The sequence below is a fragment of the Actinophytocola sp. genome, from assembly GCF_050699915.1.
Lineage (GTDB): Bacteria > Actinomycetota > Actinomycetes > Mycobacteriales > Pseudonocardiaceae > Actinophytocola.
Genome location: NZ_JBOHGA010000016.1, coordinates 39645 through 53614 on the forward strand (window position 1 = coordinate 39645; position 13970 = coordinate 53614).

Genomic DNA, 13970 nt, shown 5'->3' on the forward strand with positions numbered 1-13970 from the left:
TTCGGGTCAACTCCTTCTCCCGCAGGATCCAGCATCGAAGGGAGCGGGAGAACCATGATCGGCCAGAACATGATCGACCGGTTGTACGACTGTCAGGTCGTCGACCCGCGCGGAGAGAAGATCGGTTCGGTCAAGCAGGTGTGGCTGGACGGGCAGACCGGCGATCCGGTGTGGGCTTCGGTCCACACCGGACTGTTCGGCCTGAAGGAGACGTTCGTGCCGCTGCAGCGCGCCGAGATGCACGACGACCAGGTGCAGGTGTCGGTGCCCAAGGAGCAGGTCAAGGACGCGCCGCGGATCGAGGCCGCGGGCGACCGGATGAGCGAGGCCGACCAGGCGGCGCTGTACCAGCACTACGGCGTTGCCGGGCCCGGCAATGGTGGACGCGGCGCCGGTGGACGCGGCAACGGCGGACCCGGCAACGGCGGGCGCGCAGGCCGGCCAGGCGAACAGCAGCCGCCCGGCGGCGGCCGGATGGGCCAGCAGGGCGGCCGGATGAGCGGGGACCTGTCCGGTCGGCACGCCCGGTCCGGGCACGAGACCGCGATGACCCGCTCCGAGGAGCGGCTGAAGGTCGGCACCGAGCAGGTGGAGACCGGGCGGGTGCGGCTGGTCAAGCACGTCGTCACCGAGAACCAGCAGGTCACCGTGCCGGTGTCGCACGAGGAGGTCCACCTCGAGCGCGAGCCGATCACCGACGGGAAGCCCGGCCAGCGCCTCGCCGACGGCGAGCAGGAGATGCGGCTGCACGCCGAGCGGCCGGTGGTGGACAAGGAGGCCGTGGCGGTCGAGAAGGTGCGGCTGGCCAAGGACACCGTCACCGACGAGGAGACCGTCCGCGGCGACGTCCGCAAGGAGCGGATCGACGTCGACGACCCCGCCGGCCGGCTGGGCAAGCGCTAACGCAACAGTCGCTTGAGGACCTTGCCCGACGGGTTCCGCGGCAGCTCGGTGGGGAACTCGACCACCCGCGGCACCTTGTAGTTCGCGAGCTCGCGCCGGCAGTGCGCCAGGACGTCGTCGCTCGACAGCGCGGCGCCGTCCTGGCGCACCACGTATGCCTTGCCGACCTCGCCGAGCCGCTCGTCCGGCATGCCGACCACGGCGGACTCGGCCACCCCGGGCAGCCGGGCGAGCGCCTGCTCCACCTCCGCGGGGTACACGTTGAACCCGCCGCAGATGTACATGTCCTTCAGCCGGTCGGTGATCGTCAGGTAGCCCCGCTCGTCGACCCGGCCCACGTCGCCGGTGTGCAGCCAGCCGTCCGCGTCGATCGCGGCCGCGGTGGCCGCCGGGTCGTCGAGGTAGCCGAGCATCACGTTCGGTCCGCGCAGCAGGACCTCCCCCGCCGGCGGCTCGATCCGCAGCTCGAAGCCGGCGGCCGGCCTCCCGCACGTGTGCGCGACCGTGGCCGCGTCGTCGTCGCGGCGGCACATCGTCGCCACGACCGCTTCGGTCAGCCCGTACGCGGTGAGGACGGCGTCGAGTTCCAGCTCGTTCTGCATCCGCTCGACCAGTACCACCGGCACGGTCGCCGCGCCGGTCACCGCGAGCCGCAGGCTGGACAGGTCCATCTCGGCGCGGTCCGGGTGGTCGAGCATGGTCTGGTAGATCGTCGGCGGGCCGGGCAGCACGGTGATCCGCTCGGCGGCGACGAGGCGCATCGCAGCGGCGACGTCGAACACCGCCTGCGGCACGATCGTGGCCCCGGTCAGCAGGCAGACGAGGATGCCGGCCTTGTACCCGAAGCTGTGGAAGAACGGGTTGATCACCAGGTAGCGGTCGGCGGCGGTGACCCCGCCCAGCTCCGCCCACGCACGCGCCACGCCGAGTGCCTGGCGGTGCGCGCTCATCGCGCCCTTGCTGCGTCCGGTGGTGCCGGAGGTGAAGAGGACGTCGCTCACGTCGTCCGGTCCGACCGCGGCCGCCCGCGCGTCGAGGTCCGGCACATCGGCGCCCCGCTCCTCGAGGTCGGCCCAGGCGATCGCATCCGACGGTCGTGCGTCGCCGAGCGGCACGTGCACGACGGTCGGCGGGAGTGGGTGGCCGCCGGCACGCAGCTCGGCGAGGCGGTCGCGGCCGAGGAACTCGCCGGCCACCACGAGCGCGCTCGCGTCCGTGCGGGACAACAGGTCGGCGGTCTCCGTCGCGGTGAACCGAGTGTTGACCGGGACGAGCGCGGCGCCCGCGTAGGTGACCGCGAGCGCGGCGATCACCCAGTGATGCGTGTTCGGCGAGCACAGGGCGACCCGGTCACCGGGCGCGACACCCTCCGCGACGAGCGCGCGGGCGACCGTGTGGACCTGGTCGCGCAGCTGCCACCAGGACAGCCGGCGGGCGCCGTCGACGACCGCCTCGGCGTCGCCGAACCGGCTCGCCGCGCGGTCGAGAGCGACCGGGATGGTGTCCACCCGGCCATACTAGAACAGGTTCTAGGACCGTCAGCCCAGCCGGCGAACGATGCGGGCCAGGACGGCCGAGGCGATGAGCCAGAACAACGCGGCGAGGCCGTAGTTGACCAGCACGCGCAGCTCGGCGTTCTCCGGGGTGAACAGGCTCCGGAAGGCCAGCGCCAGCGGCTGCGCCGCGTCGGCGAAGAAGACCGTGATCCCGTTACCCGAGTTGGCGTTGCCGACGGTCAGCAGGATGTGCGCCACGAGGACGATCGCGAATGCCAGCCCGACCCAGCGGATCAGGCCCGCCACGACTCCCACCACGGACGCGCGCACCTCTGCGGGACTGCGGCGCGGTGTCCGCGCCGGTTCCTGCTTCAGTGCCTGCTCGACGTCCTCCGGACGCTCGGCTTTCGCGGCCATGATGGGAGTCTGGCACGGTACGCCCCCGGCTGGCTACCAGCGGGTAGACAGCCGGGAGGCAAGGGTTACCGGGAAACCAGCCTGGCGAGGAACGCGGCTACGACGATCCAGAACACGGCGGCGAGGCCGTAGTTCACGATCACTGACAAATTGTAGTTGCCGAGATCGAACAGACCGGGGAAGAACAGGGCGAGCGGTGCGGCGAGCGACTTGATGAACAGGAAGAACGAGTTCGCCTGGTTCGCGCCGAACAAGATCATCAAGATGTAGACGACCTCGATCAGGGCGAACAGGACGCCGATGCCGGTGATGACTCGCGCTGCTGTGCCTCGGCCGGAACTGACGGCCCATCGAGAAGTAGTCATGGGGAGTGAATGCCCACACGGCCGTGTGACGAAACCGCTGTGGGGGACCAATCGCTTGGCCCGTTCGGCCCACTATGTGGAATGACGATTACCGAGTGCTGGACACGGTCGCTACGCTGACGGCCGTGGCGCGCGCTCTCCTGCTTCGTTGCCGCGACGGGGCCTGACCAGACCGGCTCCCCGCCGCGGGGCGAAGCCTTGCCGGTCGTCGACAGTCACGATTCCGGCCAGGAGACCCGCACATCATGACCATTCCGGACACTCAACGCGCTGCGAGTAGCAGCCTCCGCGTCCCGTCCCGCCCGGCACCCGCCGACCAGCCCGCCTGGAACACCCAGCGCGGCTCGGCCATGCCGATCCACCGCTACCGCCCCTTCGGCGAGCTCGTCGAGCCGGTCTCGCTGCCCGACCGCACGTGGCCGGACAAGGTGGTCGCCCGCGCGCCGCAGTGGTGCGCGGTGGACCTGCGCGACGGCAACCAGGCGCTGATCGACCCGATGTCGCCCGCCCGCAAGCGCAAGATGTTCGAGCTGCTGGTTCGCATGGGCTACAAGGAGATCGAGGTCGGCTTCCCAGCGGCGTCGCAGACGGACTTCGACTTCGTCCGCGAGATCATCGCCGACGGCGCGGTACCCGACGACGTGTCGATCCAGGTGCTCTCGCAGTGCCGGCCCGAGCTGATCGAGCGGACCTTCGAGTCGTTGCAGGGCGCGCACAAGGCGATCGTCCACATCTACAACTCGACGTCGATCCTGCAGCGGCGCGTGGTGTTCCGCGAGGAGCGCGAGGGCATCAAGAAGATCGCCACCTCGGCGGCGGAGATGGTGCTCGAGTACGCGGGCAAGTACACCGACACCGACTTCCGGTTCGAGTACTCGCCGGAGTCCTACACCGGAACCGAGCTGTCCTACGCGGTCGAGGTGTGCAACGCGGTCACCGAGATCTGGCAGCCCACTGTGGACCGTCCGGTGATCATCAACCTGCCGGCGACGGTCGAGATGGCGACCCCGAACGTCTACGCCGACTCGATCGAGTGGATGCACCGCAACCTGGAGCGCCGCGACTCGGTCGTGCTGTCGCTGCACCCGCACAACGACCGCGGCACCGCGGTGGCCGCCGCCGAGCTGGGCTACCAGGCGGGTGCGGACCGGATCGAGGGGTGCCTGTTCGGCAACGGCGAGCGGACCGGCAACGTCTGCCTGGTGACGCTGGGCATGAACCTGTTCAGCCAGGGCATCGACCCGCAGATCGACTTCTCCGACATCGACGAGATCCGCCGCACGGTCGAGTACTGCAACCAGCTGCCGGTCGCCGAGCGGCATCCGTGGGGCGGCGACCTGGTGTTCACCGCGTTCTCCGGCTCGCACCAGGACGCGATCAACAAGGGCTTCGACCACCTGCGCGAGCAGGCGTCGCGGGGCGGCCACCCGGTCGACGAACACCCGTGGGAGGTCCCGTACCTGCCGATCGACCCGAAGGACGTGGGCCGCACGTACGAGGCGGTCATCCGGGTCAACTCGCAGTCCGGCAAGGGCGGCGTGGCGTACGTGATGAAGACCGAGCACCAGCTTGACCTGCCGCGCCGGCTGCAGATCGAGTTCTCCCAGGTGATCCAGCGCTACACCGACAACGACGGCGGCGAGGTCTCCCCCACGCTCATGTGGTCCACGTTCTCCTCGGAGTACCTCTCGCTCGCCTCGCCGCTGGGGCTGCACGAGCACCGCATCAGCGATGACGGCGAAGGCCACGACGAGATCGTGGCCTCGGTCGAGGTGGAGGGCGACCGGCACGAGATCACCGGCTCGGGCAACGGCCCCATCGCGGCCTTCGTGGACGCGCTGGCCTCGGTCGGGTACGACGTGCGGGTCCTCGACTACACCGAGCACGCCCTCACCGCCGGCGACGACGCCCGCGCCGCGGCGTACGTGGAGTGCACCGTCGGCGACCGCGTCCTGTGGGGCGTGGGCGTGCACAGCTCGATCGTCACGGCCTCGCTGCGCGCGGTGGTCTCGGCGATCAACCGCGCACACCGGTGAGACGACCACGCACCGTCCGACGCGACTCTTCGTGAACCGGACGCACCGGTGACGGTTGGCCCGGCAAGATGGCTGCCATGGACCCCGTCTGGCTGATCGTGGCCAACGTGTGCCGGGCCCGCCCATACGGCGAGTCGCACGCGCCGAAGGCCGGTCTGCGCTGGCTGAACGCTGGCGCGAAGGTGTTCGTGCCTGGCGGTTTCGGCGGAATGGGGTTCGAGTCGGTCACGGTGATCGGCCGGCACCGGCTGCAGCGGCGGCTGTTCATGCAGCACGTGCAGTCCCGGTACCTGGTGAGCTGGCGGGTCAAGCTGGTCTACCAGCCGGCTGTGCTGCGCCTGGTGGCCGAGGGCGACTACGACCCGTTCGCCTACGGCGATCATCGAATGCCGGACGACTCGCCGGAGTATCGGGCAGGGCTGGAGAAACTGGCCGGCTCGTTCGCCGCACGGGAGGTGACCGCCAGGCTCGTCGCCGGGCCGTGCGACGGCGAGGAGATCACACTCGGCCCCGGCGAGGCGCCGGCACAGTTGCTGGTGCCGCTGCAAGCTCACCCGGTGGACGGCGTGCGCTACCTGCGTCGCGCCTGGGACGGGGAGGTCGCCTACTACGACCACGCACCGTCCGAACGCGACAGTCCGCAGGGCTAGGAGTCGGAGTCGCCGTTCGGCTCCGGGTCGGCGGCCGCGGCGATGCCGGCCGGGTCGATGGTCAGTTTCTCGACGTTCTCCGGGAAATGGCACGCCACCTGGTGGCCCGGCGCCAGCTCGGCCAGCGGCGGCTCCTCGGTGGAGCAGATCTCCTGCGCCTTCCAGCACCGGGTGTGGAAGCGGCACGCCGGCGGCGGGTTGATCGGGCTCGGCACGTCGCCGGTCAGCCGGATGCGCTCGCGGCGGCGGCGGCGGGTGGTGTCGGGGATCGGCACCGCGGACAGCAGCGCCACCGTGTACGGGTGCATCGGCCGCTCGTACAGGCCCGTCCGGTCGGCCAGCTCGACGATCTTGCCCAGGTACATGACCGCCACGCGGTCGGACACGTGGCGCACCACCGACAGGTCGTGCGCGATGATCAGGTACGTCAGGTCGAGCTCGTTCTGCAGGTCCTCCAGCAGGTTCACCACCTGGGCCTGGATGGACACGTCGAGCGCGGACACCGGCTCGTCCGCCACGATCAGCTTCGGGCGCAGGGCGAGCGTGCGGGCGATGCCGATGCGCTGGCGCTGCCCGCCGGAGAACTCGTGCGGGTAGCGGTTGTAGTGCTCGGGCGACAGGCCGACCAGCTCGAGCAGCTCCTGCACGGCCTTCTTGACGCCGTGCTCGGTCTTGACCTTCTGCAGCTTGAACGGCGCGCCGACGATCGTGCCGACCGTGTGCCGCGGGTTCAGCGACGAGTACGGGTCCTGGAAGATCATCTGCACGTCGCGGCGCAGCGGGCGCATCTTGCCGGCCGAGATGTGGCTGATGTCGCGGCCGTCGAACACGATCTTCCCGGCGGTCGGCTCGAGCAGTCGGGTGATCAGCCGGCCGGTGGTCGTCTTGCCGCAGCCGGACTCGCCCACCAGCGACAGCGTCTCGCCCTTCGTCACCGCGAAGTCGAGTCCGTCCACCGCCTGTACCGCCGCCACCTTGCGCTGCAGCAGGCCGCGCCGGATCGGGAAGTGCTTCTGCAGCCCGGAGACGGACAGGAGCTCCTCGCCCGACGGCTCGGCGGGCGCCGGGGTGGCCTCAGCTTCGGCAGTCACATTCTCCCCGTTCTACAGCTTTGGCTTGATCTCGTCGTGCCACAGGCGCAGCCGGTTCTCCGCGGACAGGTGGCAGGCGATCTGGTGCCCGGACCCGTCGGAACCGCCGACGTCGCGCAGCTGCGGCCGCTCGGTCTCGCTCAGCCCGTTGTTCAGGTTGTCGTAGGCGCACCGCGGGTGGAACGGGCACCCGTCGGGCACGTTGATCAGGCTCGGCGGCGTGCCCGGGATCGGCAGCAGCCGCTCGGTCCGCTCCCGGTCCAGCCGCGGCATCGAGCCGAGCAAGCCCCACGTGTACGGGTGCTGCGGCTCGGTGAAGATGTCGTCCGCGTTGCCGTACTCCACCGCCCGGCCGGCGTACATCACCAGGATGTCGTCCGCGAGCTCGGCGACCACGCCCAGGTCGTGGGTGATGATGATGACCGCGGAGTTGAACTCCTGCTGCAGGTCCCGGATGAGGTCCAGGATCTGCGCCTGCACGGTCACGTCCAGCGCGGTCGTCGGCTCGTCCGCGATCAGGAGCTCCGGGTCGCAGGACAGCGCCATCGCGATCATCGCGCGCTGGCGCATGCCGCCGGAGAACTGGTGCGGGTAGTCGTCGAGGCGCGAGTCCGGGTTCGGGATGCCCACCCGGTCCAGCATCTCGATGGCGTGCTTGCGCGCGACCTGCTTGCTGACGTCGTGGTGGATCCGGTACGCCTCGACGATCTGGTTGCCCACCGTGTAGTACGGGTGCATCGCCGACAGCGGGTCCTGGAAGATCATCGCCATGTCCTTGCCGCGCAAGGCGCGCACGGACTCCTTGCCCATCCCGACGAGGTTGCGCCCGTTCAGCATGATCTCGCCGGAGATGTGGGCGGTGCCCTCCTTGTGCAGGCCCATGATCGACAGGCTGGTCACGCTCTTGCCCGACCCGGACTCGCCGACGATGCCGAGCGTCTTGCCCCGGTCGAGCTGGAAGGACAGCCCGTCGACGGACTTCACCACACCGTCGTCGGTCGGGAAGTGAACCCGCAGGTCGCGCATCTCCAGGTACGCGCCGGAGACCGGCGGCTCGGACGCGGCCGGCAGCCCGGTGTCCGGCTCGAGATAGATGTCTTCCTCACTCACGATGTCCGCACCCTCGGGTCGACGACGGCGTAGAGCAGGTCCACGATCAGGTTCGCGATGACGATGAACACCGACGCGCACAGGACCACGCCCATCACCTTCGGCAGGTCGTTGTCGTTGATCGCCTGCACGGCGTACTGGCCCAACCCCTTGAGCGAGAACGCCGACTCGGTCAGCACCGCGCCGCCGAGCAGCAGGCCGACGTCGAGCCCGAAGATCGTCAGGATCGGCGTCAGCGCGCCCCGCAGGCCGTGTTTGACCACGACGGTTCTCTCCGGCAGGCCCTTGGCCCGGGCCGTGCGGATGAAGTCCTCGTTCATCGTCTCCAGCATGCCCGCCCGGGTGAGCCGGGCGTACTGCGCGGAGAACAGGAAGGCAAGCGTTATCCACGGTAGTAACAGCGAGTAGGCCCATTCGCCCGGGTTCTCTTCGAAGGGCACGAATCTGCCGGCCTTGGCCGTCCAGTCCAGGCCGTAGCTGAAGATCGTGAGCGAGATCAGGCCGGTGTAGAAGATCGGCAGTGACACACCGGCCAGCGCGATGCCCATCGCGCCACGATCGAAGACAGTGCCTCTCCGCAGTGCGGACAGGACGCCGATGGACACGCCGGCGACGACCCAGATCAGGGCGGCTCCGACCGCGAGGGAGAGCGTCACGGGTATTCGGTCGATCAGCTCCGGCCACACGGGACGGTTCGTGATGAACGAGTAGCCGAGGCACGGTGCGGGGCAGTGCTCGACCTCGCCGCCGAGGTCGTAGTCGGCGCCGGCGACGACGCCCTTCGCCCACTGGCCGTACTGCGTGAAGATCGAGTCGTAGAACCCCAGCTTGTCGGCGATCGCCTTGACGGTCTCCTCGGTGGCGGTACGCCCGACGTAGCGGGTGGCGAGCGTCTCGGGGGTGGCCCCGGTCAGCCGCGGAACCAGGAAGAAGATCGAGAACGTCACCGCGCTGACGATGAACAGCAGCACCACGGCGGCGACGAGCCGCCTCATGATGTAAGTAATCAACGGAAGTCATCCAATGCGGTGAACGGTCTCGTGCGCGAGGCGGCCGGTCCGGGGACCGGCCGCCTCGCGGTCGGACTAACGAGAGACGACTAGCCCTGCTCGACGCCGAGCGCCAGGTAGTCGTACATGCTGAACGCCGGGCTGATGAACACGTTCGTCAGACCCTTGCCGCGGAACAGCAGGCTCTTCGCGTAGACGCCCGGGAGGATGACCGCCTCCTCCATGACTCGGCGGTCGATGTCACCCCACAGCTGCTCGCGCTTCGCGGTGTCCTGCTCGTTGACGGCCTCGTCGATCAGCTGGTCGACCTCGGGGATCCGCACGCTGGTGTTCGACGAGCCACCGGTCTCCCGGATGACCCGGCTGTCCACGATCTGGCCGAGGAAGCCGAAGCCGTCGTTCCAGTCCGCGCCCCAGCCGTTGATGACCAGGCCCAGCTTGTTGGCGACCACGAACGGCGGGTTGCCGGCGAACTGGGAGTAGTAGTCACCCTGTGCGAAGCCCTTGAGGGTCACCTTGATGCCGACCCGGCCGAGCGACTGCTGCAGCGACTCCGCGGCGGCCTTCTCCTTCGGCCGCTCGTTGCGGTAGGAGATGTTCGTCTCGAAGCCGTTGGGCTGCCCGCACTTGGTCAGGGCGTCCTTGGCCTTGTCGACGTCACCCTTCATGTCCGGGGTCTCGTAGAGGTTGAACTTCTTGTACCCCGGGATCAGCGGCGGTATGACCGTCGTCGCGATGTCGCCACCGGAGAACGGACCGCCGTACGCGGTCTGGTAGCCGGTCATGTCGGCCGCGTACAGCACGGCCTTGCGGCACTCGATGTTGTCGAACGGCTTCACCGTCGGGTTGATGCCGGTGTACCAGAGACGCGCCAGCTCGGCGTTGTCCGCCTGGGACTTGAGCTCCTGGTCGGGCAGGATCGTGCCCTGCGCGGCCGGCTCCACACCGTCACCCACCACGTCGAGGTTGATCGAGCCGTCCATGACCGCCTGGTCGAGCGAGTCGGCGTTCATGTTCAGCGTGACCTCGTACCGGTCCGGCAGCGCCTTGCGGTACTCGTCGGTCTTCGCGTCCCACTGGTCGTTGCGCACCATCGCGAAGCTCTTGCCCGGCTGGTTGTCCTCGAACTTGTACGGACCGGAGGAGATGATGTGGTCCTGGTACTTCGCGCCCTTGTTGCCGCCCTCGTCGGCCGGCACCGGCGCGGTCGCGACCAGCTGGGCGAAGTAGTCGAAGCTGGACAGCGGCTGCTTGAGGTGGAAGACGATCGTGTAGTCGTCCGGCGTCTCGATGGCCTGGTCGGTGTTCATGCTCGCCGACTTGTACGGACCCTCGTAGCCCTCGGGCAGGTCGAGGAAGTCGTTGAAGTACGTCGGGCCGTCCGGGAACGTGACCTTGTCGAGGGAGCGGAGCACGCCGTACTTGACGTCGGCCGCCTTGACCTCTTCGCCGTTCTCGAACTTGACACCCTTCTTGATCTTGTAGGTCCAGGTCTTCTGGTCCTCGCTCGCGGTGCCCATGTCCTCGGCCAGGTCGGGCACGAGCTCGTTGCCCTCCTCACCCGGTGCCGGCTTGAACATCAGCAGCGTGCGGGCGTAGAGCCGGGAGAAGTTCCAGGCGTAGCCGTAGTACGTGTCGGCCGTGTCCAGCGAGTCCCACTCGCCGTTGTTGGCGAACTTGATCGTTCCGCCCTTCTTGTCAGAAGGGTTGAAGATCTTTTCGACACCGGCGTTGAACGCGGCTTCCGTGGTGGACTCGGGACCTCCGCCACCGTCACCGTCGCCGCCGCTCTCGGAACCGCCACATGCGGATGCGGCGAGCGCGACCGCCATGGCGGCGGCGATCGCGGGAAACAGGCGCTTTCTCTTCATCTTGCGGGTGCACCCCTTCTCGTTGGGAACCTCATCGCGATCGCGGATCCAGAGCGTCGCGCAGCCCGTCCCCGAACAGGTTGAACGCGAGCACGGTAATGAAGATCGCCAGACCGGGCCAGAGCATGAAGTGGGGAAGCGTGTAGAACCGCACGGCTTCCGACAGCATGCCGCCCCACGTCGCGGTCGGCGGTCGGATGCCGACCCCCAGGAACGACAGGGCCGCCTCGAACAGGATGTTCGTGGGGATCAACAGCGTCGCGTAGACGAGGATCGGCGCCACGAGGTTCGGCAGCAGCTCGCGGAACAGGATGTACGGGCCGCGGCCGCCCAGGCTGCGCGCGGCGTCGACGAACTCGCGTTCGCGCAGCGACAGCGTCTGGCCGCGCACGATCCGGCCGATGTAGGGCCAGTTGAAGAAGCCGATGACGAAGATCAGCAGGACGATGCGCAGGCTGTCACCCTCCAGCCCGAAGGCCTGGTCGGGCACGACGCCGGCGAGCGCGATGGCGAACACCAGGATGGGGAAGGCGAGGAAGACGTCCATCGTGCGACTGATGATCGTGTCGACCCAGCCGCCGAAGTAGCCGGAGACGACACCCATGATGGTGCCGATGGTGACCGAGAGCATTGTCGCGGAGACCGCGATCAGCAGGGAGATCCACGAGCCGGCGTAGACGCGGGTGAGGATGTCGCGGCCGTTGACCGGTTCCACACCCAGCGGGTGGGACCCGGTCATGCCGCCGAACGTGCCCTGTGGGCTCAGCGTCTCCGGGTTGATCAGGTCCTGGTGGAACTCGTTCGGCTGGATCCAGCCGAACACCCGGTCCACGAGCAGCGCGGTGATCGCGATGATCACCAGCAGGATGATGAAGATGCCGCCGCCGACCGCGACCTTGTCGCGCTTGAGTCGCATCCAGGCGATCTGGCCGAGCGAGCGACCTTGGATCTTCGCGCCGCTGAGTCCGGCCAGCGCGGCTTCCGGAGGTGCACCGGCAGCGGCGTCGGTGACTTCGAGTGGTGTGGTCATGCGGCCCGCTCGCTAGCCCGCCCCGAACCAGCCGGCTGCACGCCGGCTCGTCGCCGCGTCGATGCACGCGTCGGGCCGGGTCGTGCGGATCGCGGGTAAGCCATCACGCACTCCTCAGGTTTGTCGGGATCTCACCGCTCGGTGGCAGACCCTAGCCCCTGTGTTCCACATGCTTTAACCAGGTGAGGTTACGATCCGGGAACACGAGCGCAGATTGTGCACGGTGCGGCCGGTCTTGATCACATTCTGTGGTCGGCGGCGGCCTTCGTACCGTCTATCGCGAACCAGCCGTCCTCGAACCGTTGCCACGCCGTTAGCGGAGTACGCGAGCCTTCTCCGTCCCGCGCGACCGCCCGTTCCAGTCGCTCCGCGTGGTCGGGGAGCTCCCGCCAGACGAGCGCGGAGAGTAGGCGGCGGACCGATCGTCGTCCCGCGGAGACACCCTCCAGCAGCAGGACTTTCGGCGGGTTGACAGTGATCACGGCACCCGGCCGCGGCACGCCGTCGATCCACTCGGTTCTGGTGTACGTGCCGGGGCGGCCGGCCGCGAGTGGTTCGAGGACGCCGTCGCGCAACCGGGGCCACCACGCGACGGGGTCGTCCCAGGTGGCGAAGTCGTCCGTCCGGATGATCACCGCGTCGAGGTCCGCGGCGAGCTCGTCCGCCAGCGTCGACTTCCCGGACCCCGACGGGCCGTCGACCGCCACGAGCGTGACGGCGCCGAGCCGCGGCGGCCCGAGCCTCACACGGTTCGCCGGCCGGACAGTGCGCGGCCCAGCGTCAGCTCGTCGGCGAACTCGAGGTCGCCGCCCATCGGCAGGCCGGACGCCAGGCGGGTGACGGTGAGGCCCGGGAAGTCACGCAGCATGCGGACGAGGTAGGTGGCGGTGGCCTCGCCCTCGGTGTTGGGGTCGGTCGCGAGGATGACCTCGGTGACCTCCTGGTCGGAGATGCGCGCGAGCAGCTCGCGCACCCGCAGCTGATCGGGCCCGACGCCGGACAACGGGTCGAGGGCCCCGCCCAGGACGTGGTAGCGCCCCTTGAACTCGCGGGTCCGCTCGATCGCGAGCACGTCCTTCGGCTCCTCGACCACGCAGACCGCGCTCACGTCGCGGCGGACGTCGCGGCAGATGCGGCAGGTGGCCTCCTCGGAGACGTTGCCGCAGATGTCGCAGAAGACCACGCCCTCCTTGACCCGCTGCAGCGCCTGCTGCAGCCGGGTCACGTCGGCCGGGTCCGCGCCGAGCAGGTGGAAGGCGATGCGCTGGGCGCTCTTCGGCCCGACGCCGGGCAACCGGCCGAGCTCGTCGATCAGGTCCTGGACCGGGCCCTCGTACATCTACATACCAGGCAGGCCGAGCCCACCCAGCCCGCCGGCCAGGCCACCCATCCGGTCCGCGGCGAGCTGCTGCGCGCTGCTGCTGGCGTCGCGCACGGCGGCGACGATCAGGTCGGCCAGCGTCTCGGTGTCCTCGGGGTCGACCGCCTTCGGGTCGATCGTGAGCGACCGGAGCTCGCCGGAGCCGGAGACCACCGCGGTCACGAGGCCGCCGCCGGCGCTGCCGGTCGTCTCGGCGTTCGCCAGTTCCTCCTGAGCCGCCGCGAGCTGCTCCTGCATCTTCTGGGCCTGCTGCAGGATCTGCTGCATGTCGGGTACGCCACCGGGTTGCACGCCGGCTCCTCTCGTCCTGTGTCGTGTCCCAGCGTAGTCGTGTCTTCGTTGTGGGATCGTGAGCGCCGTGCGTAGTGGCCTTCTCGCGGTGACCTGTCTGCTCGTCGTCGCCGGTTGCGGCTCGGCCGAGGCGGGCCGGCCCGTGGCGGCCACCGAGCCGCCGCCCGCCTCGACCACGTCTCCGCCGCCCACCACCTCCTCGGCGCCACCGTCCTCCACGGCCGCCCGCACGGCCGCGAAGCCGCCGCCGCCGAAGCCCGCGCCGCGGCCGGTGTCCGGCGTGGTCGTGCTCGACCCGGGCCACAACGGCGGCAACGCT

General features: G+C 69.3%; 14 protein-coding genes and 1 pseudogene. 4 read left to right on the forward strand and 11 right to left on the reverse strand.

Translation table 11 applies throughout. The features are described 5' to 3' along the window. The first annotated feature begins 54 nt into the window (after positions 1 to 54). On the forward strand, positions 55 to 903 hold the full coding sequence (locus ACRDSK_RS05160) for a DUF2382 domain-containing protein (RefSeq protein ID WP_431438745.1): 849 nt from the start codon (positions 55 to 57) through the stop codon (positions 901 to 903). On the opposite strand, the gene ACRDSK_RS05165 is transcribed toward ACRDSK_RS05160, so the two are convergent. The 3 genes from ACRDSK_RS05165 to ACRDSK_RS05175 all read right to left on the reverse strand — a co-directional run bounded on the left by ACRDSK_RS05165 (position 900) and on the right by ACRDSK_RS05175 (position 3181). Continuing rightward, positions 900 to 2411 (reverse strand): FadD3 family acyl-CoA ligase, encoded by a 1512-nt coding sequence (locus tag ACRDSK_RS05165; protein ID WP_431438746.1) that lies wholly within the window; start codon positions 2409 to 2411, stop codon positions 900 to 902. The two genes, ACRDSK_RS05160 and ACRDSK_RS05165, sit on opposite strands and share 4 nt — an antisense overlap. A 30-nt stretch (positions 2412 to 2441) precedes the next feature. Further along, positions 2442 to 2816 (reverse strand): hypothetical protein, encoded by a 375-nt coding sequence (locus ACRDSK_RS05170; RefSeq protein WP_431438748.1) that lies wholly within the window; start codon positions 2814 to 2816, stop codon positions 2442 to 2444. Between the two features lie 65 nt (positions 2817 to 2881). After that, positions 2882 to 3181: a hypothetical protein gene (locus ACRDSK_RS05175; protein ID WP_431438749.1), complete on the reverse strand. Its 300-nt coding sequence runs from the start codon at positions 3179 to 3181 to the stop codon at positions 2882 to 2884. Between the two features lie 245 nt (positions 3182 to 3426). On the opposite strand from ACRDSK_RS05175, the gene leuA reads away from it, so the two are divergent. Together leuA and ACRDSK_RS05185 are read left to right on the forward strand one after the other, a co-directional pair. Next, complete coding sequence (gene leuA, locus ACRDSK_RS05180; protein ID WP_431438751.1) at positions 3427 to 5217, forward strand: 2-isopropylmalate synthase; 1791 nt, start codon at positions 3427 to 3429, stop codon at positions 5215 to 5217. Positions 5218 to 5294: 77 nt separating this feature from the next. Beyond that, positions 5295 to 5867, forward strand: a complete 573-nt coding sequence (locus tag ACRDSK_RS05185) for a hypothetical protein (RefSeq protein WP_431438753.1) — start codon at positions 5295 to 5297, stop codon at positions 5865 to 5867. Here the strand turns inward: ACRDSK_RS05185 and ACRDSK_RS05190 are convergent. From ACRDSK_RS05190 to ACRDSK_RS05225, 8 genes are all read right to left on the reverse strand, one after another. Beyond that, entirely contained in the window at positions 5864 to 6958 is a 1095-nt protein-coding gene (locus ACRDSK_RS05190; RefSeq protein ID WP_431438755.1) for an ABC transporter ATP-binding protein, read from the reverse strand. The genes ACRDSK_RS05185 and ACRDSK_RS05190 overlap by 4 nt on opposite strands. A 12-nt stretch (positions 6959 to 6970) precedes the next feature. Further along, positions 6971 to 8068 carry an ABC transporter ATP-binding protein gene (locus ACRDSK_RS05195; RefSeq protein ID WP_431438757.1) on the reverse strand — a complete coding sequence of 366 codons (1098 nt, stop codon included), beginning with the start codon at positions 8066 to 8068 and terminating at the stop codon, positions 6971 to 6973. After that, a complete protein-coding gene (locus tag ACRDSK_RS05200) occupies positions 8065 to 9063 on the reverse strand; it encodes an ABC transporter permease (RefSeq protein ID WP_431438758.1) in 999 nt (332 codons plus the stop codon). The genes ACRDSK_RS05195 and ACRDSK_RS05200 overlap by 4 nt, the downstream gene beginning before the upstream one ends. Positions 9064 to 9167: 104 nt before the next feature. Continuing rightward, positions 9168 to 10949 (reverse strand): ABC transporter substrate-binding protein, encoded by a 1782-nt coding sequence (locus tag ACRDSK_RS05205; RefSeq protein WP_431438760.1) that lies wholly within the window; start codon positions 10947 to 10949, stop codon positions 9168 to 9170. Between the two features lie 31 nt (positions 10950 to 10980). Continuing rightward, entirely contained in the window at positions 10981 to 11979 is a 999-nt protein-coding gene (locus ACRDSK_RS05210) for an ABC transporter permease (RefSeq protein ID WP_431438761.1), read from the reverse strand. Positions 11980 to 12218: 239 nt separating this feature from the next. Beyond that, positions 12219 to 12725, reverse strand: a complete 507-nt coding sequence (locus ACRDSK_RS05215; protein ID WP_431438763.1) for a uridine kinase family protein — start codon at positions 12723 to 12725, stop codon at positions 12219 to 12221. Continuing rightward, the gene (gene recR / locus ACRDSK_RS05220) at positions 12722 to 13318 is read right to left on the reverse strand and encodes a recombination mediator RecR (RefSeq protein WP_431438764.1); all 597 of its coding nucleotides are present in this window, start codon (positions 13316 to 13318) and stop codon (positions 12722 to 12724) included. The genes ACRDSK_RS05215 and recR overlap by 4 nt, the downstream gene beginning before the upstream one ends. Further along, positions 13319 to 13627, reverse strand: coding sequence for a YbaB/EbfC family nucleoid-associated protein (locus ACRDSK_RS05225; RefSeq protein WP_431438767.1), 309 nt, complete (start codon positions 13625 to 13627; stop codon positions 13319 to 13321). A 91-nt stretch (positions 13628 to 13718) separates the two neighbouring features. Between ACRDSK_RS05225 and ACRDSK_RS05230 the strand changes: the two are divergent. Next, positions 13719 to 13970, forward strand: a pseudogene (locus ACRDSK_RS05230) (N-acetylmuramoyl-L-alanine amidase); the annotation flags it as partial.

Excerpts from the sequence above, each read along its gene's own strand:
- ACRDSK_RS05160 (WP_431438745.1), top strand. The coding sequence starts at position 55 with ATGATCGGCCAGAACATGATCGACCGGTTGTACGACTGTCAGGTCGTC.
- ACRDSK_RS05170 (WP_431438748.1), bottom strand. The coding sequence starts at position 2,816 with ATGGCCGCGAAAGCCGAGCGTCCGGAGGACGTCGAGCAGGCACTGAAG.
- ACRDSK_RS05175 (WP_431438749.1), bottom strand. The coding sequence starts at position 3,181 with ATGACTACTTCTCGATGGGCCGTCAGTTCCGGCCGAGGCACAGCAGCG.
- leuA (WP_431438751.1), top strand. The coding sequence starts at position 3,427 with ATGACCATTCCGGACACTCAACGCGCTGCGAGTAGCAGCCTCCGCGTC.
- ACRDSK_RS05185 (WP_431438753.1), top strand. The coding sequence starts at position 5,295 with ATGGACCCCGTCTGGCTGATCGTGGCCAACGTGTGCCGGGCCCGCCCA.
- ACRDSK_RS05200 (WP_431438758.1), bottom strand. The coding sequence starts at position 9,063 with ATGAGGCGGCTCGTCGCCGCCGTGGTGCTGCTGTTCATCGTCAGCGCG.
- ACRDSK_RS05205 (WP_431438760.1), bottom strand. The coding sequence starts at position 10,949 with ATGAAGAGAAAGCGCCTGTTTCCCGCGATCGCCGCCGCCATGGCGGTC.
- ACRDSK_RS05210 (WP_431438761.1), bottom strand. The coding sequence starts at position 11,979 with ATGACCACACCACTCGAAGTCACCGACGCCGCTGCCGGTGCACCTCCG.
- recR (WP_431438764.1), bottom strand. The coding sequence starts at position 13,318 with ATGTACGAGGGCCCGGTCCAGGACCTGATCGACGAGCTCGGCCGGTTG.
- ACRDSK_RS05225 (WP_431438767.1), bottom strand. The coding sequence starts at position 13,627 with ATGCAGCAGATCCTGCAGCAGGCCCAGAAGATGCAGGAGCAGCTCGCG.